Below are 19,097 nucleotides of genomic sequence, written 5' to 3' on the forward strand. Positions count from 1 at the left end.
GGGGTGGTTAATCATTTGGTAGCACCTACCTGGTGCAGACGCTTGAAAATTATCGAGGGAACCTTATTCAGCCGATCAGGAGGGAAGCATGAAGAGGCTTGTACTGTTTGTTGTGTTTTTCGTGGCCAGCGCTTCGGTGGCCTTCGCCACCCAGATCGGCCCGGCGATGCCCGCGGCCGACCACGGCCAGGTGAGTGTCGGGGCCGGCTATCTCAATCATCAGGCCGAGTGGGACGACGTGGAAATCGAGCAGAACCGCATCTACGTCCATCTCGGCTACGGCCTCGGCATGGAGGACGAACCCCGCGGGGAAGTCTACCTGCGCGGCGGCGCGGCGGACCTGGAGGCCGAGGACTTGGACGGCGACTACGAGCCCTTCTTTATCGGGGGGGTGAAAGGCGCCTTCTACGAGACGGACGTCTTCGCCTGGGGAATCGTTCTGCAGGGGGGATACTTCTTCGACGTTGAGGACGAGGACACCGGCGTGGAAATCCAGGATGCCTACGAGCTCGAGGTCGCACTTCCCTTCGAGCTGCACCACGGGGCCCTGCAGGTCTACGCCGGGCCGGTCGGGTTCATCGCCAAGGGCGACGCCGAGGACGGCACCGGGACCACCGAACTCGAGGAGGACAACAACGTCGGAGGGTTCGGCGGCATCGTGCTCGATTTCGACGGTTTCTCCATCGGGGCCGAGGCCCAGTACAAGAGCGACTTTTCAGCGGGGGGAATGGTTTCTTTCCAGTTCTGATCCTCCGGCGGATCGAAAGGGCAGCTCCGCTTCCCCCTGCCGGGAGTGGCCGGGCTGTCCCCGTTTGTTCAGTGATGTACCTGTCCACTTTGTCCATGCTCGAGGGGCGAATTTAAAGGAGGTTTGAAGATGGGGCGGTTCTGGTCCATTTTAGTGCTATTGGGGGTCTTGGTTCTTCCTCTGCAGGGCTGCGGGGGCGATGATGACGGCGGAAGCATCGGCGACGCGATTGTTCAGGAGGGCGATGACGACGGCGGAAGCGTCGGCTCCGGCGGGACCGAGGGGCCCGGCAAGCTCGGCGACCTCACCGACCTGGGCGACCTGGTGGCGCCCGACGGCGAGCCGCCTCCCGGCGACGGCTGGTACTTCACCAAGACCGCGGCCATCAACAACGCCGGCATCGTCGTCGGCCAGTCCAACGCGGGGAGCCCGGTCAAGGGCGCCTTCCGCTGGGACCCGGTCACGGGCCTGATGACCTACCTCGGCAGGCAATCGGGGACTTACGACGACTTCTATTGCATCGGCTACAAGCGCGAGGAGGAGTTCCGCAAGTTCTTCATCTACTCCGAGGCGGCGGGGATCAACGGATCGGGGACGATTATCGGCAACTCCACCACCGGGACGGGGTGGCCCGATGACGAAGAAAAGCGCGCTTTTCTCTGGAACGACGGCGCCTTCTTCGATCTTGCCCCTCCCCCCTATACCATCGAGGAGAAGGACGAAGACGAGAACGGCAATGTCACCATCAAGATCTACCGCGTGAACGGGCAGTACTCGGAGGCCGTCGACATCAACGACCTCGGAGAGGTGGCTCTCACCATGGACGACAAGACCGGCCGCCACGCCTACTACTGGGACGGGGTCAGCTTCCGCACCGATTCCCTCCATTATTACTACCCCGACAAGGAGCATCCCACCGGCCCTGTCGAGGTCCTGGTGCCCGATGTGGAGTCCCTGGGACGCATCGTGGGGGCGGACAGCGAGGCGGTGGCCATCAATGAAAACGGGCAAGCGGTCATCAACAGCGGCGGCACGGTCATCTTTCATGACCTGAACTGGGACGTCATTGAGTCGCTGAACCACCTGCCGGGTGCGACGATGACCGTGGCCGTCGACATCAACGACAGCATCAGCACCAACAACGACGATATCCCCGATGGCCATGTTGTCGGCAACTCGGGCAATTTCGACCCCGCCACCCTCGACGTGGCGACGGACGACGTTCGCGGCTTCTTCTGGGACGGCGGGGTTATGTACCCGATTGATGATTTGGGTGGGGGAAGCAGTCTAGCTATCGACATCAACAACCTCGACCAGGTCGTGGGTTGTGCAACTCTCGAGGATGGTTCCAATCACGCTTATATCTGGTCCCTTGACGAAAACAAGAAGGGGGCCATAAGGGATCTCGGCACCCTCGGCGGGACCAACAGCTGCGCGACCGCCATCAACGAGGCGGGGCAGGTGGTGGGCTGGTCGGAGACCGGGGGCACATGCGAGGACTGCGCCGAGGCGATCGTCCGCCACGCCTTTCTCTGGGACAGCGGGACGATGTACTATCTCGGCACCCATCAGCCGCCCTACGAATACCCTTTCACGCCGACCTTCCCCTTCAGCGCCGCGGCGGCCATCAACGACAGCGGCGAGGTGGCCGGCAATTCCGTCAGCATCAACAACCATTCCCGGGGGTTCTACCTGAAACCGGCATTCCCGGAAAGCGCGGAGTAGGCTCCAATCGATACCAGGGGCGGGGCCATAGGTCCCGCCCTTCCGCTTTGGAGGTTCTTGCATGCTCGGAGCCATTGCCGGCGACATCATCGGTTCGCGGTTCGAGACCGACCCGGTCAAGAGCAGGGATTTCGCCCTGTTCGCCCCGGAGTGCACCTATACCGACGACGCGGTGCTGAGCGTCGCGGTGGCCGAAAGCCTGCTTGAAGGCCGGCCCTGCGACTAGATGCTGCGGCACTATTTTTGCCTCTATCCCCACGCAGATTACGGCGGCAACTTCTGTCGATGGGCGCAGGGAGAGGGGCGTGCGTCCTACAACTCCTATGGCAACGGGGCGGCCATGAGGGTCAGCCCGGTGGGGTGGTGTTTCGACGATCTGGATACGGTCCTGGCCGAGGCGGAAAAAACCGCCCTGCCCACTCACAGCCACCCCGAGGGGGTCAAGGGGGCCCAGGCGGTGGCGGCGGCGATCTTTCTGGCGCGGCGGGAAAAGGACCGGGGGAGGCTGCGGCACTACCTGGAAACCCGCTTCGGCTACGACCTCTCCCGAAGCCTGGACAGCATCCGGCCGGACTATCGGTTCGACGTGACCTGCCAGGGCTCGGTCCCCGAGGCCCTGATAGCCTTTTTCGAGGCCGAAGACTTCGAGGACGCGGTGCGGGGCGCCGTCTCTCTCGGCGGCGACAGCGATACCCAGGCCTGCATAGCCGGGAGCGTGGCCGAGGCTTATTTCGGCGGGGTCCCCCAGGGCATTCAGGAGGAGGTGTGGGCCCGGCTTGACGACCGGTTGGCCAGGGTCGTTAGCCGCTTCCGGGAGGCGGTCGACCTGAACTGAGGCTTTGCAGAACGAAAGAAGCCTTCCGCGTGAGCGGAAGGCTTCTTTTTTGTTAATGGCGGGAGTAGATGGGAATCGAACCCACCGGGGACGGGATGCGCCCCCCTTCGGTTTTGAAGACCGAGAGCGCCACCAGGCTACTAACTACTCCCGAAAGCTGACGGTAGGGAAATTTAGCACGATTCCGGTGCTGATGCAAGGGACATCCGCACGGAGTTGGTATGTGTGAAAGCGCAGTTATTCCAAGCGATTCTGCCAGGTTGAGAGTCAGGGGCGGATGGTGTGCGCGGCGTCCCGCAGGGTCTCGACGATATCGAGCATGTTGGTGGCCCGGCCGACGGCGAGCGTCTCCTTGATGTTGAAGAAATCGAGGCACAGGCCGCAGGAGGCGATGTCGGTCCCCATGCAGGCCAGTTTGTCCAAAGCCTCGAGGACCTCGGACCCCTCTGCGGCCAATTTGACCCCGGCGTTGGCGAACAGCACGGCGTCGGGGGCCGGGTCGAGTTCGGTGAGGGTGAAGAGGAAGTTTTTCATCAACAGTCGTCCCAGTTCGTCGTCGCCGTTGCCCATGGCATCGGAGGCGACGAAGGCGACGGTTTTTCCCACGACGCCAGTCGCGTCACCGGTCTTACCGGAGGCCGCGCCGGGGGTCAGCTCGAGGGCGAAGCCGCCATCGGTGTCGCTGGCTTCGACCGTGTAGCCCTGGCTGGCGGCGAGGCGGGAGACGTTCTCCCGGGCCGTATCGTCCCCGACCAGAACGCGCAGGGGAACCCCCGGTCGCTCCAGGACCAGCTTGCGGGTTTCGACAACGGGGTGGGGGCACTTCTTGGCCCGGCAGTCCAAGGTCGTCATTATCTCGTCTCCCTTTCGAGTGGAATTCCGAGTATTATTAATAAACCGGAAGCACAAATAATACAAATAGGTAATGTTGATGTATTTTTGTTTTATTATAGGTTGTTTCTATTTTGGGGGCTCGCATGCAGTTCTCAGCGGTCAACCGCCGGTCTTCTGACTTCTGATAAACCGCAACAGAGCTGATAGAATGGAAACCTTACAGCCGTGAGTCGACACGTCGGGGAGGGTACAATGCTGCGTATATCCGGGTTTCTGATGGTTTGCATTCTGGCGGTTTGGGTGTCGTCGCCGGCGGCTTCCGGGGGAGAGGGGCGGGTTGAACCCTGCCGGGAGGCGACACGCCAGTTCGCGAGTACGCTCAAGGGGGAGCTGGTCGGGGCGCTGCGGCAGGGGGGGCCGGTCTTCGCCCTGGGCGTCTGTCGGGACAGGGCCCCGGCGATCGCCGGGGCGGTCTCCGCCGAAAGGGGACTGCGAATCGGGAGGACGGCTCTCAAGGTGCGCAACCGGCAGAACGCACCCGACCCCTGGGAGAGGGCGGTTCTGGAGTCCTTCGAGGAGCGCAAGGCCGGCGGAGAGGCTCTGCCGGTTTTGGAACGTTACGAGGTCGTGGAGGAGGAGGGGGGAAGGGTCCTGCGCTACATGAAGGCGATCCCCACCGGGGAGGTCTGCCTGGTGTGCCACGGCACGGCGGTGGCTCCCGATGTCCGGGCCGGGCTGCGGACCCTCTACCCCGAGGACCGGGCCACGGGCTTCGGGGCGGGGGATATCCGGGGGGCCTTCACCGTCAGCATGCCCCTCGATTGAGAAACGCCTCCTGCCCAAACGGGCGCGGTGGCATGGACGGGGGCGTTCGTTCCCCGGGGAGGACTGAGATCATGCGCAGGATTGTTTCGGTGATTTTCCTGGCCCTTGTGCTCGCCGGATGCGGCGACCAGGCGAAGGATTTGTTCGAGACCGCCCAGTTCGAGGAAAAGCAGTTTAACGAGGATCACGACGCCCAGCTTTACCGGCAGGTTCTGGAGAAATTCCCCGACTCGCCCTACGCGGCCAAGGCCCGGGAGCGGCTGGCGCAGTTGGGGGCCGAGTAAGCCCCTCAGCCCCGGTCGACCGTCTCCAGGTAATCGCGCAGGCTCTTGAATCCCATGAGCCGGGCCATGGACGGCTGGAAGGCGAAGGGCAGGATCACGAAGTAGGCGATCAGGGCGACGGCGCCGAGCCAGGCGGAGAGGCCGAACGCAGGGACGATCCCGGCCCCGAACAGGCAGATCCAGCTCAGGTCGATCCCGGCCTGCGCCCACTGGTTGCGGGGGTAGATGTTGGGGCGGCGCTCTGCGGGTAGTTTGCGGCACAGGTAGCTGAAGGACTGGAGCAGGGCGGCCGCAAAGAGGAATAGGGCGCTGAGGGTGGCTGGTGTCATGGCTCGGGCTTCATGCAGGTTCGCTTCAATGACGTCGTCGGGCTAGGCGGGGACGAGGCGCGCCACCGATTCGACGTGGCCGGTCTGGGGGAACATGTCCACGGGCTGCACCTCGGCGGTGCGGTATCCCAGCCCCCCGAGGATGTCGAGGTCGCGGGCCAGGGTCCGGGGGTTGCAGGAGACGTAGATCAGGGTCCGCGGGGCGAGTCCGGCAAGGCCCTTCAGGACCTGCGGCTCGCAGCCGCTGCGCGGGGGATTGACCACCGCGACCCCGCCGGGCGGGATCTGTTCGGCCAGCTCCTCCAGCTGCCCAGCGGCGTCCCCGGCGAAAAAGGAGCAGCCCGCCGTGTCGTTCAGCCGGGCGTTGGCCCGGGCGTTGCCCACCGCCTCCTCGGCAACCTCGACCCCGATCACCCGCCCCGCGTCCTTGGCCAGGTGCAGGGCGATGCCGCCGATGCCGCAGTAGAGGTCGAGGGCGGTCTCATCCTTGCCCAGCGCAGCCCACTGGCGCACCAGGCGGTAGATGCGGGCCGCCTGTTCGTTGTTGACCTGGAAGAAGGAGGTGGGGGAGATGCGCAGGCGCACGTCGCCTACCTGGTCGATCAGGTCGGGCACTCCCATGATGCGCTTGGTTTCCCTGCCGAAGATGACGTTCCCCTCCGAGGCGTTGACGTTCATGTTGACCGAGACGACCTCGGGGACCTTCTTTTTCAGCCACTTGGCGAGGTGGGTGACGGGGCGGAAATCGCGCTCGGCGACGACGAAGGTCACCATCGCCTTGTTCGCAGCCGGGGCGACCCGCACCGCCAGGTAGCGCAGCAGGCCCCGGCGCCGGGCGGGGTCGTAGACATAGATCTTCTGCCGGTCGATTTCTTCGCGCACCACGGCGACGATGCGGTTGACCAGGGGGTTGTGAAGGGGGCAGTCCCCGATGTCCACCGGGTCATGGCTGCCCCGCCGGTAAAGCCCGATCTTGACCTGCCCGCGCCCGCGGCTGCAGACCAGCTTGGCGTTGGTGCGGTAGCCCAGGGGGTGCGAGGCCTCCCACGCCGGGGCGACCGGGACCTTGCGAAGGTCCGGGTAGCCGTCCAGGGCCTGGCGCACCCGGTCCTGCTTGAAGCCGAGCTGCGCGGCGTAGTCCATGGCGATCAGGGGGCAGCCGAGGCAGGAGCGCGCGTGCCGGCAGGGGGAGGGGACCCGGTCCGGGTTCGGGGACAGGACCTTGCGCAGGCGGCCGATGATGCGGCGCTGCCCGGTGTGCTCCGCCGTGACCTCGACCCGCTCGCCGGCAAAGGCGCCCGCCACCACGACCTCTTTGCCGGCGTGGCGGCCGATGCCGACGCCGTCGTCGTTGATGTGGTCGATGTCGCATTCGAGAGTGGGCAGGGGGGTCCTGGGGGGCCTGCTCTTGCCTCTTGCCGGTGGTTTTGCCATGGGGTGGTCCTTTTCGTTGGGGGAGAATGCCGAACATTACCCCTGTCGTCGGGGTCCTGTCAATCTCCCGTTCGCTCCCCTGTTCGCTTGACTTGCCCCGCATCGGGCCGGTACACTCGGGCCGGTTTTGTAATGTCTCATTGGAATGCATGATAAACGGGCCACGGTTCCAATTTATCGCAAAGTCGCAAAGGGTAAAGAAGGGGGGCCGGGTGGATGGAGCGCAGCGCCTCCGCCATGAAGGTTTGCCGATAACATAGTCAGGAGTTTCCCCATGTCCCGCACCACCCGCCAGATCCGCGTCGGCGGCGTCGCCGTCGGCGGCGGCGCCCCGATCACGGTCCAGTCCATGACCAACACTGACACCCGGGACGCGGCCGCCACATTGGAGCAGATCGGTCGCCTGCACCGGGCCGGCTGCGAGATCGTGCGCTGCGCCGTCCCCGATCAGGACGCGGCGGCGGCCCTCGGCGAGATCGTGCGCCAGAGCCCCCTGCCGGTGATCGCCGACATCCATTTCGACCACCGCCTCGCCCTGGCCTCGCTCGAGGGCGGAGTTCACGGGCTGCGCCTCAACCCCGGAAACATCGGGGAGAGGTGGAAGGTGGAGGAGGTGGTCAAGGCCTGCGCCGAGCGCTCTGTGCCGATCCGCATCGGGGTCAACGGCGGCTCCCTGGAGCCGGAATTGCTCGAGAAGTACGGCCACCCGAGCGCCGAGGCGATGGCCGAGAGCGCCCTCGGGCACATCCGCATCCTCGAAGAGCTCGGCTACCGGGAGATCAAGGTCAGCCTCAAGGCCTCGGACATCCGCCGCACCGTCGAGGCCTACCGCCTCCTCGCCGGCCAGGTCGACTACCCCCTGCACGTCGGCATCACCGAGGCGGGGACGACCTTTTCCGGCACGGTCAAGAGCGCCGTCGGCCTCGGGGTCCTCCTCTACGACGGGATCGGCGACACCTTGCGGGTCTCCCTCACCGGCGACCCGGTGGACGAGGTGCGGGTCGGCTGGGAAATCCTCAAGAGCCTCGGGCTGCGCGAGCGCGGCCCGGTCTTCGTCAGTTGCCCCACCTGCGGCCGCTGCCAGGTCGATCTCATCCCCGTCGCCGAGGCCGTGGAGGAGCGCCTGCGCGACCTGCCCGCGGCGATCACCGTGGCGGTCATGGGGTGCGTGGTCAACGGCCCCGGCGAGGCCCGGGAGGCCGACGTCGGCATCGCCGGCGGCAAGGGGCAGGGACTCCTTTTCCGCAAGGGGGAGGTGGTGCGCAAGGTGGCCGAGGAAGACCTGGCGGACGCCCTGGTCGAGGAGGCGCGGCGCATGGCCGAAGAGGAGGCAAAGGTCTGACGGCCGCTTTCGGCTGTGCCGTGCACCGGGGGAGGTTCCGACAAGGGGTGCCCTTCGGGTTCTCTCCGCTCCGCGGCCGTTCTGAGGGCGGCCAAAAACTCGCTGTCGCTCAGACATCTGGCCCCCTGATTCTCAAAACGCCCGCTGCGCTCCGGCGGCGTCGAAGGGGGGGGATGGTACACCATCAATCACGTTTTTGACTCGTGCCCCGTGGGGCTCGTAAAGAGGGAGGCGACAAAGATGTCCAAATTGACCGAGCTGCCGGCCTGGCAGGCGCTGCAGGAGCACCACCGGACCATCGCCCCCCGTCACATGCGCGAGCTCTTCGCCGAGGACCCGGGGCGCTTCGAGAAGTTCTCCCTGCGCCTGGGCGACCTCCTCTTCGACTACTCCAAGAACCGCATCACCGCCGAGACCGTCGGGCTCCTCGTGGCGCTGGCGCGCGAGGCCGGGCTCGAGGAGAAGGTCCGGGCCATGTTCGCCGGGGAGAAGATCAACGTCACCGAGGGGCGGGCGGTCCTCCACGTGGCCCTGCGCAACCGCTCCGGCCGGCCGATCGCCGTTGACGGGAAGGACGTGATGCCCGCGGTAAACGCGGTGCTGGCCCAAATGCGCGTCTTCTGCGACCGGGTGCGCGGCGGCGACTGGACCGGCTACAGCGGCCGGGCGGTCACCGACGTGGTCAATATCGGCATCGGCGGCTCCGACCTCGGCCCGCTGATGGTCACCGAGGCCCTGGGGGCCTACGGCGGCACGCTGCGGGTCCATTACGTCTCCAACGTCGACGCCACCCACCTCGCCGAGACCCTCAAAGGCCTCGATCCCGAGACGACCCTCTTCGTCATCGCCTCCAAGACCTTCACCACCCAGGAGACGATGGCCAACGCCCGCTCGGCCCGGGAGTGGTTCCTTTTGTCGGCTGACGACGAGGCTCACGTCGCCAGCCACTTCGTCGCCGTCTCCACCAACGCTTCGAAGGTGGCCGAGTTCGGCATCGACGCGGAGAACATGTTCGAGTTCTGGGACTGGGTCGGCGGCCGCTACTCCCTGTGGTCGGCCATCGGCCTNCGCTTCGAAGGTGGCCGAGTTCGGCATCGACGCGGAGAACATGTTCGAGTTCTGGGACTGGGTCGGCGGCCGCTACTCCCTGTGGTCGGCCATCGGCCTCTCCATCGCCCTCTATGTCGGCATGGATCGCTTCGAGGAGCTGCTAGAGGGGGCCCACCGGGCCGACGAGCATTTCCGCAGCGCCCCTCTGGAGGAGAACATCCCGGCGCTCATGGGGCTGCTCGGCATCTGGTACAACAACTTCTTCGGCGCCGACACCCACGCCATCCTTCCCTACAACCAGTACCTGCACCGCTTCCCCGCCTACCTGCAGCAGGGGGACATGGAGAGCAACGGCAAGGGGGTGACCCGGGCCGGCGAGGCGGTGGACTATTCCACCGGGCCGATCATCTGGGGCGAGCCGGGGACCAACGGGCAGCACGCCTTCTACCAGCTGATTCACCAGGGGACCAAGCTCGTCCCGGCCGACTTCATCGCCCCGGTCGAGAGCCACAACCCCCTCGGGGAGCACCACAAGATCCTCCTTTCCAACTTTTTCGCCCAGCCCGAGGCCCTCATGAAGGGCAAGACGGAAGCCGAGGCGCGGGCCGAGCTGGAGTCCAATGGCCTTGATCCCGAGGCGGTGGACAGGCTCCTGCCCCACAAGGTCTTTCCCGGCAACCGGCCGAGCAACGCCATCCTCTTCCGTAAGCTGACCCCGGTCACCCTCGGCTCGCTGATCGCCCTCTACGAGCACAAGATCTTCGTCCAGGGGGCGGTCTGGGACCTCAACTCCTTCGACCAGTGGGGGGTGGAGCTCGGCAAGCAGCTCGCCGGGAGCATCCTCCCCGAGCTGAAGGGGGAGGGGGCGGTCGGCGGCCACGACAGCTCCACCAACGGCCTGATCAACTACTACAAGGCGAACCGGGGGGATTAAGGTTTCAGGTGCCTGATTCCTGAATTCTGTATTTGAAAAAGGAGGGGAACGATGCGTTCGATAATTCTGCTTTGCCTGACGGCCCTTCTGGGGGGCTGCCTCGCCGCGCCCCCGGCCGGGCCGTCCCTGTCCGCCGAGTCCCTGGAAAATAGCCGCTATTCCTCGCGCTACCACCCGGAGGGGCGGGTCCACCTCGCCGAGGGGGTGTACGACAATCCCCTGAGGCGCCTGCGCGTTTCCCTCGCCGGGCCCGTTGCCTACGGCGATCTGGACGGCGACGGGCTGCAGGACGCCGTCGCGATCCTCGTCACAGAGACCGGCGGCAGCGGCAGCTTCGTCGAACTGGCCGCGATCCTCAACGACGGTGGGCGCCCGAACCATGTCTCTTCCGTCTTTCTCGGCGACCGGGTGAAGGTCCGCACCCTCTCCGTCAGGAAGGGCACGGTGACGGTCGATATGCTCACCCAGGGCCCTTACGAGCCGATGTGCTGCCCGACCGAGGAGGTGACGCCGATCTTCCGGTTTGACGGGGGGGAGTTGGTGAAGGTGGAGGGGAAATAAGTATTGCCTAACCGGGCGCTCCTTGCTACTTTTGGCGCATGGGAGTTTTGAGGANAGTTTTGAGGACATAGAAGAGGGGAGACCGGCCGGGTCAGCGGATGCTGACGGCCGGTTTTTTGATTTAACGGTAGGGTGGATCAAGCGAAGCGAATCCCCCCATGCGGATAATACCGCTGTGCTTTCTGCGGCGGACATTGGTGGATTCGGCTCCTTCGGCGCCTTAACCCACCTTGCGTTCTTCAGAATCACAGAAGGAGATTCTTTGCAGCGATGAACGACAAGCATACTTTCAAAGACCATTTCTCCCCCCTCTCGGACGTCTACGCCCGCTATCGCCCCTCCTACCCCGCCGAACTCTTCGCCTGGCTGGCCTCCCTGGCCCCGGGTCGTGAGAAAGCCTGGGACGCCGGGTGCGGCAGCGGCCAGGCGGCCCTGATGCTGGCCGAGCACTTCGAGGCTGTGGTCGCCACCGACGCCAGCGCCCCCCAGATCGGCCGGGCGATCCCCCATCCGCGGGTGACCTACCGCGTCGCAACGGCGGAGGATTCGGGCCTGCCCGACGCCAGTCTCGACCTGATCGTGGCCGCCCAGGCCCTGCACTGGTTCGATTTCGACCTCTTCTACGCCGAGGTGCGCCGGGTGCTGCGGCCCGGCGGGGTGATCGCCGGCGGGACCTACGGCCTGCTGCGCATCGATCCGGGGGTGGACCGGGTCGTCGACCGGCTCTACCACGAGGTCGTCGCCCCCTACTGGCCGCCGGAGCGCCGCTACGTGGACGAGGCCTACGCGGGGATTCCCTTCCCCTTTGACGAGATCGAGGTGCCTCCCTTTGCGATGGCCACCGACTGGAGTTTCGAGCAGCTTTTCGGCTATCTGGGGACCTGGTCGGCGGTGCGCCATTACCGGGACGATCGGGGAAGCGATCCGCTGGCCGTCGTGCGGGACGAACTGGAAAAAGCCTGGGGGGACCCGGACCGGACCCGGAGGTGCTCCTGGCCCCTCGGGCTGAGGGTGGGGCGGGTTTAAGCTGTAAGCTGGAAGCTGGAAGCTGAGACCTGACGTGGGCGCTGAGGCGCGAATGTCAGGTCTTTTCCGTTTTGCTGGCTGGCACGGCGCGCTTGAAGGCCCAGGCCTCGATCTTCTTGATCTGCTCGGCCATGGTGACGGAGAGGGGGACGGTGCGGCTGATCGCCTCCATGAGGTCCTGCTTGATCATGGGTCGGCCCTTGGCGAGGGCCTCGAAGGAGGCGTTGTCGACGGCCTGCTCGATCTCCGCCCCGGAGAAGCCCTTGGCCGAGTGGGCGAGCATGGTGACGTCGAAGGCGGCCGGGTCGAAGTCGCGCTTTTCCAGGTGGATGCGGAAGATCTCCTCGCGCTCGACAAGGCTCGGCAGGGCCATGTAGAAGATCTCGTCGAAGCGCCCCTTGCGCAGCACCTCGGCGGGAAGAAGCTCGATGGCGTTGGCGGTGGCCGCCACGAAGACGGGCTGGCTCTTCTCCTGCATCCAGGTGAGGAAGTACCCGAGCACCCGGGAGGCCGGCCCCCCCTCGGACTTGAAGCCCTGGTTGGAGATCCCCGCCTCGATCTCGTCGATCCACAAGACGCAGGGGGCGAGCGCCTCGGCGGTCTTGCAGGCGCGGCGCAGGCTGCCCTCGGGCGAGCCGAAGGTCCCTTCGTAGACGGTGGCCATGTCGAGGCGCACGAGGGGCAGGTTCCAGCGGCTGGCGATGGCCTTGACGAAGAGGCTCTTGCCGCAGCCGCTGATGCCCATGATCAGCACCCCCTTGGGCAGGTTGTGGCCGGCCGACAGGACCGTCGTTCCGAAGGCCTTCTCCCGCTTCTCCAGCCACGTCTTGAGGTTCTCCATGCCGCCGACGTGCTCAGGCTGGACCTCGTTCTCGACGAACTCCATGATGCCGCTGCGGCGCAGGATCTGCTTCTTGTTCAGGTGCAGGGAGGCGACCACCTCCTTGAGTCCCGCCCCCTTGGCGACCCGGGCCCTGCGCAGGGCCTGGTCGAAGTCGGAGAGGTCGAGTCCCTGGGCGGCGAGGGTCAGGCGGGGCAGGGCGTCCTCCTCGGCCAGGATCTGTTCGAGGAAGGGGTCCTTCTTGCGCTGGGCCTCGAGGAAGGCCATGATTTCGAGGCGGTCGGGCAGGCCGTGGTCGAGGATGAGGAAGTCCTCGCGCAGCGCCGGGGGAATCTCCGGCTCGGCGCCGAGAAAGACGAGGGTCTTGCCCGCCGGGCGGCGCACGGCGGCGAAATCCTTGAGCACGCGCTGGAGGTAGGGGTTGTCGTCCCAGAACCAGTGCATGTCCTTGAAGACGAAGATGCCGGGACCTTCCTGCTCGATGGCCCAGCGCAGGCAACTCAGGGGGTCTGCGTCGTTGTTCTTGCCGGGGAAGCCGGCGGTGCAGTTCCACACCTGGGGGACGGGGACCCCCTTGAGCCGCTGCAGGGCGGCCCGGGTGATGAGGGCCTCGGTGCGGCTTTCGCTGTCGGTGGTGATGTAGAGCAACGGGGTGCCCGCCGCAACCAGGCGGCTGAAGGCGGACAGGCTGAAGTCCTTGACCATGGTCGGCTCCTCGGTGAATGGCCTGGGGGGGGCGCCGGGGGAAGGCAAAAAACTCTAAAACATCCGCCGGAGAAAGTCCACAGCAAATCGCCGGAGAGGAGGCCGGGTACGGCCACGCATTTGCTTGCAATCGGCCGCGAAATACGCTAGGTTCCGAGGTCATTCCGGCCCCCGCCCCGGGGGACAGGCGACGGTGAAAATCCCTTCTCGAGAGGTCTGTCATGCGCTATACCCAATACCTGCTTCCCACCCTCAAGGAGACCCCGGCCGAGGCCGAGGTGACCAGCCACCAACTCATGCTGAGGGCCGGCATGATCCGCAAGGTCGCGGCCGGCATTTACAATTACATGCCCATGGGCCTGCGCTCGCTCCGCAAGGTGGAGAAGATCGTCCGAGAGGAGATGGACCGCGCCGGGGCTATCGAGCTGCTCATGCCGATGGTGACCCCCGCCGAGCTGTGGCAGGAGTCGGGGCGCTGGGAGCAGTACGGCAAGGAGCTGCTGCGCCTCAAGGATCGCAAGGAATCCGAGTTCTGCCTCGGACCCACCCACGAAGAGGTGATCACCGACATCGTGCGGGGCACGGTGCGCTCCTACCGCCAGCTGCCCCTCAACCTCTACCAGATCCAGACCAAGTTCCGCGACGAGATCCGGCCCCGCTTCGGCCTCATGCGCGGTCGCGAGTTCATCATGAAGGACGCCTACTCCTTCGACCTCGACGACGCGGGGGCGGACCTGTCCTACGAGAAGATGTACCAGGCCTATCGGCGCATTTTCGAGCGCTGCGGACTGAAGTTCCGCGCCGTGGAGGCCGACACCGGGTCGATCGGCGGGACCTCCTCCCACGAGTTCATGGTTCTGGCCGCTTCGGGGGAGGACGCGATCGTCTCCTGCGGTGCCTGCGAGTATGCGGCCAACGTGGAGAAGGCCGAGATCCAGGACGCCGGCCTGCCGACGCCGCCGGCCACCGAGGAGGTGAAGAAGGTCCTCACCCCGGCCCGCAAGACCATCGAGGATGTGGCCCTCTTCCTGGAGACGACCTCGGAGAAGCTGATCAAGACCCTCGTGGTGCAGACCGACACCGGCGAGACGGTGGCGGTGCTGCTGCGCGGAGACCGCGAGCTGAACGAAATCAAACTCTGCCGCCTGCTCGGCTGCAACTGGGTGGAGATGGCCCCCGAAGAGGCCGTCATCCGCGCCACCGGCGCCCCGAGCGGCTTTGCCGGCCCCGTCGGGCTGAAGCAGCTGCGCATTCTCGCCGATCACGAGGTCAAGGCGATGGCCGATTCGGTCACCGGGGCGAACGAGAAGGACGCCCACATCGTCGGGGTCAACCTGGAGCGGGACTTTTCCGTCGACACCTTCGCCGACCTGCGCCAGGCCGTCAGCGGGGACCGCTGCCAGCGCTGCGAGGGGACCCTGGAGGTCTGGCGGGGGATCGAGGTGGGGCACGTCTTCAAGCTGGGGACCAAGTACTCCGAGGCGCTGGGCGCCGCGGTCCTCGACGATCAGGGTAAGGAGCAGACCCTCTTCATGGGCTGCTACGGCATCGGCGTCGGGCGCACCATGGCCTCGGCCATCGAGCAGAACCACGACGAGAACGGCATCGTCTGGCCGATGCCCATCGCCCCCTTCCAGGTTCTGGTGACCATGCTCAACCCCAACGACGACGCCGTCCGCGTGGCCGCCGAAACCCTCTATGCCGAACTCGGGGAGCTTGGGGTCGAGGTGCTCCTCGACGACCGGGACGAGCGTCCCGGGGTCAAGTTCAAGGACGACGACCTGCTCGGTATCCCCCTGCGGGTCACCGTGGGGGCCCGGGGGCTCAAGGAGGGCTCCCTGGAACTCCAGGAGCGCCGCAGCGGCGAGCGCACCATGTTGCCCGTGGCCGAGGCGGCCCGGCAGGTGGAGCAGAGTGTCAGGGCCGCGCTGGCCTAGAGGGATATCGGCGGATGAATTCATGAAAAAGATCACCCTGGACAGCCACGGCCGCCTCGGGCTGCCGGGCCATGCGGCCCGCCGGATCGGCGAGCGCCCACTGGAGCTGACCTCTCACTCGGAACGGCACCTCCTTCTGGTCGCCCCCGGCGACGACGGGGAGGTGATCCTGGCGGGTACGCTCGGAGAGGTCTCCGTCCCCGACCTGCTCTCCTTCTGCAACATGTTCCGCAGGACGGGGCTGCTCCGGTTCGACCTGGCGGGCGGCGCCAAGGAACTCTTCTTTGAGGCGGGCGAGGTGGTCTACGCCTCCAGCACCTTTCCCGAGGAGGATCTCGGGGAGGTCCTGTACGATCTCGGCAAGGTGGACCGCGAGTCCCTACAGAGGGCCCGCCAGTTCGCCACCGGCAGCAACACGGTCGGTAAGATCCTGGTCGACAAGGGGGGGGTGACCCCCAAGGACCTCTGGACGGCCACCCGCAGCCAGGTCGAGCGGATCGTCTACAACCTGTTCGCCTTCCATGGGGGAGGCTTCTCCTTCGTCTCCAAGGACCTGGCGGGCGAGGAGATCGTGCGCCTGCCCATGAGCACCCAGAACCTCATCATGGAGGGGCTGCGCCGGCTCGACGAGCGAGCCCTCTTCATGCGTCGCATCGGATCCCTCGACGCGGTGCCGGTGGCCGACGGGGAGCCCGGCAAGGGTTTGAGCCCCGCCGAAAGCAGCCTGTTCAAGCTGGTCGCCGAGGGGCAGGGCACGGTCCGGGAGCTGCTGCGGCGCAGCGGCGCCGGGGAGTTCGAGGGGTTGCGTCTCCTTTTCCAGTTGCTCGAGAAGGAGGCTGTGCGCCTGGAGGATGCACCGCCGGTGCAGCTGGAGGGGGTGCCGGGGGAGATCCTGGCCGTCTACAACGGCGTGCTGAGCCTCCTCTATCGGCGTCTGGTCAGGAATGACCCTGGCTTCGACCGCGAGGTGGCCATGTTCCTGCGCGACCTTCCCCAGCCCCTCTCCTACGTGCTGCGCGACGTGACCCTGCGGGAGGACGGCAGCGTGGACGGGGGGAGGATCATGGCTAACCTTGCCGGCCTGGAGGAGGGGGACCAGGAAAAGCTGCTGGCCGAGTCTCTGGGCGAACTGGTCTTCATGGAATGCGCCGCCGCGCGCCGGGAGCTGGAGAGCGCCGAGGCGGCCGAACTGACCCACCGGGTGCAGGAGATTTCCCGGCGGGTCAAGAGTCTTGTCGGGAGTAAACGATGATAAGTGAAGCCAGAAAGAGACTGATATTCGCCCTCGATGTGGACAACTTCGAGGACGCCGAGCAGTGGGTCAAGCGCCTGAGCGAAAAGGTCGGGGTGTTCAAGGTCGGCAAGCAGCTCTTCACCCGCTGCGGCCCGGAGGTGGTGCACATGGTCCGCGGCGAGGGGGGGGAGGTCTTTCTCGACCTCAAGTATCACGACATCCCCAACACCGTGGCCAAAGCCGGGGCCGAAGCCTGCCGGCTGGGAGTGCGGATGTTCAACGTTCACGCCCTCGGTGGCCGCGAGATGATGGAGAAGACCGTCGCCGAGGTCGATGCCCTCTTTCCGCGAGGCAGCAAGGACCGCCCCCTGCTCCTGGCGGTGACGATCCTCACGTCGTCCACCGAGCAGACCCTGTGCGAGGCGGGGATCGAACGGCCGGTGGTCGAGATGGTCCCGCGCCTTGCGCGCCTGGCCAGGGAGGCGGGCATGGACGGGGTGGTGGCTTCTCCCCGGGAGGTGGAGCTGATCCGGCAGGCCTGCGGCGGCGACTTTGTCATCGTGACCCCCGGCGTACGGCCGGCCTTCGCCGCCCTGGACGATCAGAAACGGGTGACCACGCCGGCTGAAGCGATTGCGGCGGGGGCCGACTACCTGGTGGTCGGCCGTCCCATCTCGGCGGCGGCCGACCCGGTGGAGGCCGCCGACCGGATTCTCGAAGAGATGGCTTCAGCCCTGGAGAAGGCCTGAGTCATGGCCGAGCTTATTTACGGCATTCACCCCGTCCGGGAGGCCCTGCAGGGTTCACAGCGGCCCCCTCTGGAGCTCTTTCTGCTCCGGGAAGACCGCTCGGCCCGGGGCGATGAGCTGCAGCAGTTGGCCCGGGAGGCCGGGGTGCCGATCCGCCTGAGGGATCGACAGGACCTCGACCGCCTGGCCGGCAGCCGCCACCACCAGGGGGCAGTGCTGCGGGTGGAGCCCTTCGCCTTCGTCTCGCTGGAAGAGATCATCCTGCGCTGGCGCGATTCGGGGGAAAAAGCTTTTTTCCTTCTTCTGGACGGCATCACCGACCCCCACAACCTGGGGGCGATCCTGCGCAGCGCCGATGCCGCAGGCTGCCACGGGGTGGTCGTCCCCCGGGACCGCAGTTGCTCGATCACCGCGGTCGTCGACCGGGCCGCCGCGGGGGCCTTGGCCCACATCCCCCTGTGTCAGGTGACTAATCTGTCCCGAACCCTCGAGCAGCTCAAGGACGAAGGGGTCTGGGCCTTCGGTATGGCGGGCGGAGACGAGGCCGAGTCACTCTACGGCACCGACCTGGTGCGAGACCTGGCCCTGGTGGTGGGGAGCGAGGGGACGGGGCTGCGGCCCAATGTCCGGCGCCACTGCGACGGCCTGCTCGCCATCCCCATGCGCGGCGGGGTGAGCTCCCTCAACGCATCGGTGGCAGCGGCGGTGGCCCTTTTCGAGGCGCTCCGGCAGCGGAGCGTTTAGGCCCGGACTGGAGGTTTTTCCGGAGAAAAGGGCCGTGAACGGACGGCCTGCGGAAAAAAACACCAAATGGGTTGACATCATTTCGTAAATCGATTATAAGTTGCTTTCGCCTCGGCGGGGGGTCGGCTTTCGAAAAAATAGTCTTGCAATTTGCCGATCGTTGTTGTATAAATCCCGCCTTGTGCTGGCGTAGCTCAATTGGTAGAGCAGCTGACTTGTAATCAGCAGGTTGCGGGTTCAATTCCTGTCGCCAGCTCCAGTGGGCTACGGGGCTTAAAACGCCCCCTGAAAAATAAAGATTCGCTTCCCCTGGAGGGGTTCCCGAGTGGCCAAAGGGATCAGACTGTAAATCTGACGTCGTAGACTTCGGAGGTTCGAATCCTCCCCCCTCCACCAATAAAGAAAGTTGCTTGCCGGACAAAGATCAGCGCAGTGGCATCCAGGAGGCCGAATGGCCGTTCGTACTGGGACCGCGGCTGGGGCCGAGTCCAAGACACTGCACATAAAAGATCGGGTTTCGTTTTGGGCGGGAGTAGCTCAGTTGGCTAGAGCATCAGCCTTCCAAGCTGAGGGTCGCGGGTTCGAGTCCCGTTTCCCGCTCCAAAATTAGCTGTTCTTTCTCCGCAGGTTGGTAGTGAATTAAGCCCACATAGCTCAGCAGGTAGAGCACATCCTTGGTAAGGATGAGGTCATCGGTTCAAGTCCGATTGTGGGCTCCATTTACTTCCTCCATGGGGGGGATTTTCCTGTTTCAGCTGATTTCGGGCCCCGGTACAGTCTCCGGCGGTTGCACCCGAGTTTGAACAAAAGATCTCATAAGACCACAGGGAGGATAACGTAATGGCCAAGGAGAAGTTTGAGAGAACAAAGCCCCACGTCAACATAGGGACCATCGGTCACGTTGACCATGGCAAGACGACCCTGACCGCAGCCATCACCAAGGTGCTGGCCGAGGCCGGC

Annotated in this window: 18 protein-coding genes, 5 tRNA genes and 2 pseudogenes; 20 read left to right on the forward strand and 5 right to left on the reverse strand. The window is 65.5% G+C overall.

Annotation, left to right across the window (positions count from 1 at the left end; translation table 11 throughout):
- The first annotated feature begins 88 nt into the window (after positions 1 to 88).
- The 4 genes from C0617_RS16810 to C0617_RS16825 all read left to right on the forward strand — a co-directional run bounded on the left by C0617_RS16810 (position 89) and on the right by C0617_RS16825 (position 3,308).
- A complete protein-coding gene (locus C0617_RS16810) occupies positions 89 to 748 on the forward strand; it encodes a hypothetical protein (protein ID WP_291318194.1) in 660 nt (219 codons plus the stop codon).
- Between the two features lie 129 nt (positions 749 to 877).
- Complete coding sequence (locus C0617_RS16815; protein ID WP_291318195.1) at positions 878 to 2,473, forward strand: hypothetical protein; 1,596 nt, start codon at positions 878 to 880, stop codon at positions 2,471 to 2,473.
- Between the two features lie 61 nt (positions 2,474 to 2,534).
- Positions 2,535 to 2,699: a hypothetical protein gene (locus C0617_RS16820; protein ID WP_291318196.1), complete on the forward strand. Its 165-nt coding sequence runs from the start codon at positions 2,535 to 2,537 to the stop codon at positions 2,697 to 2,699.
- Complete coding sequence (locus C0617_RS16825) at positions 2,700 to 3,308, forward strand: ADP-ribosylglycohydrolase family protein (RefSeq protein ID WP_291318197.1); 609 nt, start codon at positions 2,700 to 2,702, stop codon at positions 3,306 to 3,308.
- A gap of 56 nt (positions 3,309 to 3,364) precedes the next feature.
- On the opposite strand, the gene C0617_RS16830 is transcribed toward C0617_RS16825, so the two are convergent.
- Together C0617_RS16830 and yedF are read right to left on the reverse strand one after the other, a co-directional pair.
- Positions 3,365 to 3,460 (reverse strand) — tRNA-Sec (locus C0617_RS16830).
- 115 nt (positions 3,461 to 3,575) lie between these two features.
- On the reverse strand, positions 3,576 to 4,160 hold the full coding sequence (gene yedF / locus C0617_RS16835) for a sulfurtransferase-like selenium metabolism protein YedF (protein WP_291318198.1): 585 nt from the start codon (positions 4,158 to 4,160) through the stop codon (positions 3,576 to 3,578).
- Between the two features lie 234 nt (positions 4,161 to 4,394).
- Between yedF and C0617_RS16840 the strand changes: the two genes are divergently transcribed.
- Positions 4,395 to 4,967, forward strand: a complete 573-nt coding sequence (locus tag C0617_RS16840) for a DUF3365 domain-containing protein (RefSeq protein WP_291318199.1) — start codon at positions 4,395 to 4,397, stop codon at positions 4,965 to 4,967.
- Between the two features lie 71 nt (positions 4,968 to 5,038).
- Positions 5,039 to 5,251, forward strand: a complete 213-nt coding sequence (locus tag C0617_RS16845) for a lipoprotein (protein WP_291318200.1) — start codon at positions 5,039 to 5,041, stop codon at positions 5,249 to 5,251.
- Between the two features lie 5 nt (positions 5,252 to 5,256).
- Here C0617_RS16845 and C0617_RS16850 read toward each other — a convergent pair whose 3' ends face one another.
- Together C0617_RS16850 and rlmD are read right to left on the reverse strand one after the other, a co-directional pair.
- A complete protein-coding gene (locus C0617_RS16850; protein ID WP_291318201.1) occupies positions 5,257 to 5,580 on the reverse strand; it encodes a hypothetical protein in 324 nt (107 codons plus the stop codon).
- 42 nt (positions 5,581 to 5,622) lie between these two features.
- Entirely contained in the window at positions 5,623 to 7,014 is a 1,392-nt protein-coding gene (gene rlmD / locus C0617_RS16855) for a 23S rRNA (uracil(1939)-C(5))-methyltransferase RlmD (RefSeq protein ID WP_291318202.1), read from the reverse strand.
- A 274-nt stretch (positions 7,015 to 7,288) separates the two neighbouring features.
- Here rlmD and ispG point away from each other — a divergent pair, with 274 nt between their 5' ends.
- The 5 genes and pseudogenes from ispG to C0617_RS16880 all read left to right on the forward strand — a co-directional run bounded on the left by ispG (position 7,289) and on the right by C0617_RS16880 (position 11,927).
- Complete coding sequence (gene ispG / locus C0617_RS16860) at positions 7,289 to 8,356, forward strand: flavodoxin-dependent (E)-4-hydroxy-3-methylbut-2-enyl-diphosphate synthase (RefSeq protein ID WP_291318203.1); 1,068 nt, start codon at positions 7,289 to 7,291, stop codon at positions 8,354 to 8,356.
- A gap of 240 nt (positions 8,357 to 8,596) precedes the next feature.
- A pseudogene (gene pgi / locus C0617_RS16865) lies at positions 8,597 to 9,423 on the forward strand (glucose-6-phosphate isomerase); the annotation flags it as partial.
- A 1-nt stretch (position 9,424) separates the two neighbouring features.
- Positions 9,425 to 10,340: pseudogene (gene pgi, locus C0617_RS16870) on the forward strand (glucose-6-phosphate isomerase); the annotation flags it as partial.
- A gap of 51 nt (positions 10,341 to 10,391) precedes the next feature.
- Entirely contained in the window at positions 10,392 to 10,901 is a 510-nt protein-coding gene (locus C0617_RS16875) for a hypothetical protein (RefSeq protein WP_291318204.1), read from the forward strand.
- Between the two features lie 270 nt (positions 10,902 to 11,171).
- Positions 11,172 to 11,927: a class I SAM-dependent methyltransferase gene (locus tag C0617_RS16880; RefSeq protein ID WP_291318205.1), complete on the forward strand. Its 756-nt coding sequence runs from the start codon at positions 11,172 to 11,174 to the stop codon at positions 11,925 to 11,927.
- A 55-nt stretch (positions 11,928 to 11,982) separates the two neighbouring features.
- On the opposite strand, the gene C0617_RS16885 is transcribed toward C0617_RS16880, so the two are convergent.
- Positions 11,983 to 13,473 carry an AAA family ATPase gene (locus C0617_RS16885; protein ID WP_291318206.1) on the reverse strand — a complete coding sequence of 497 codons (1,491 nt, stop codon included), beginning with the start codon at positions 13,471 to 13,473 and terminating at the stop codon, positions 11,983 to 11,985.
- A 221-nt stretch (positions 13,474 to 13,694) separates the two neighbouring features.
- Here C0617_RS16885 and C0617_RS16890 point away from each other — a divergent pair, with 221 nt between their 5' ends.
- The 9 genes from C0617_RS16890 to C0617_RS16930 form a co-directional block, all read left to right on the forward strand.
- Positions 13,695 to 15,410: a proline--tRNA ligase gene (locus C0617_RS16890; RefSeq protein WP_291318207.1), complete on the forward strand. Its 1,716-nt coding sequence runs from the start codon at positions 13,695 to 13,697 to the stop codon at positions 15,408 to 15,410.
- Between the two features lie 22 nt (positions 15,411 to 15,432).
- Complete coding sequence (locus C0617_RS16895) at positions 15,433 to 16,662, forward strand: DUF4388 domain-containing protein (RefSeq protein ID WP_291318208.1); 1,230 nt, start codon at positions 15,433 to 15,435, stop codon at positions 16,660 to 16,662.
- Entirely contained in the window at positions 16,659 to 17,393 is a 735-nt protein-coding gene (gene pyrF, locus C0617_RS16900; RefSeq protein WP_291318209.1) for an orotidine-5'-phosphate decarboxylase, read from the forward strand. The genes C0617_RS16895 and pyrF overlap by 4 nt, the downstream gene beginning before the upstream one ends.
- Positions 17,394 to 17,396: 3 nt before the next feature.
- A complete protein-coding gene (gene rlmB / locus C0617_RS16905; RefSeq protein ID WP_291318210.1) occupies positions 17,397 to 18,137 on the forward strand; it encodes a 23S rRNA (guanosine(2251)-2'-O)-methyltransferase RlmB in 741 nt (246 codons plus the stop codon).
- 183 nt (positions 18,138 to 18,320) lie between these two features.
- A tRNA-Thr gene (locus C0617_RS16910) sits at positions 18,321 to 18,396 on the forward strand.
- Positions 18,397 to 18,448: 52 nt separating this feature from the next.
- Positions 18,449 to 18,533, forward strand: a tRNA-Tyr gene (locus tag C0617_RS16915).
- 130 nt (positions 18,534 to 18,663) lie between these two features.
- Positions 18,664 to 18,740: transfer RNA gene (locus C0617_RS16920), tRNA-Gly, on the forward strand.
- Positions 18,741 to 18,780: 40 nt separating this feature from the next.
- Positions 18,781 to 18,856 (forward strand) — tRNA-Thr (locus tag C0617_RS16925).
- A 121-nt stretch (positions 18,857 to 18,977) separates the two neighbouring features.
- On the forward strand, positions 18,978 to 19,097 hold a 120-nt coding region (locus tag C0617_RS16930; RefSeq protein ID WP_291317948.1), incomplete at its 3' end, for a GTP-binding protein.

This window comes from Desulfuromonas sp. (assembly GCF_002868845.1).
Taxonomy (GTDB): domain Bacteria; phylum Desulfobacterota; class Desulfuromonadia; order Desulfuromonadales; family BM501; genus BM501.